Source organism: Peribacillus aracenensis, assembly GCF_025175645.1.
In the GTDB taxonomy this organism is placed as follows: Bacteria; Bacillota; Bacilli; order Bacillales; family DSM-1321; genus Peribacillus; species Peribacillus aracenensis.
Map to the genome: position 1 here is coordinate 1 of NZ_JANZMJ010000111.1, position 459 is coordinate 459.

The 459-nt window shown below is 39.2% G+C and carries 1 rRNA gene; it reads left to right on the top strand.

Going from position 1 to position 459, the window contains the following annotated elements:
• Positions 1–89: ribosomal RNA gene (rrf, locus tag N0M92_RS29245) — 5S ribosomal RNA — on the top strand; the annotation flags it as partial.
• Between the last annotated feature and the right edge of the window lie 370 nt (positions 90–459).

Consider the following 459-nt stretch of genomic DNA (forward strand, 5'->3'; position numbering starts at 1 on the left):
CCCGTTCCCATTCCGAACACGGCAGTTAAGCTCTTCAGCGCCGATGGTAGTTGGGGGTTTCCCCCTGTGAGAGTAGGACGCCGCCAAGCCATTTAAAAGATCAGCCATCCGGCTGGTCTTTTTTTGTTTCATAAGGTCGTGATAAAATATGAAAACCTTTAAGGCTTTTTAGGATACCTTCAGCTCTGTCTCACTAATGTGTGTATTTTCCTTAAGCAAAACGGACCCTTGAAGCCATTCTTGATCTCATTTTGAGAGAGGGAAATATTTATTGTGAAATGTGTTGACTTTATGCCAGGAAAAGCTTAATATAAATAAGCACCAACTAAGAGAAACGAAAAACTTCATCACTTTCGGCAGATTGCTGAAAGAAATAACTATTGACTTCTTACTATGAAAATGATAAGATGAAATGGTCGCTGAAAAACACAGCGATTTAAAATAAGTTAAAAACTTCGC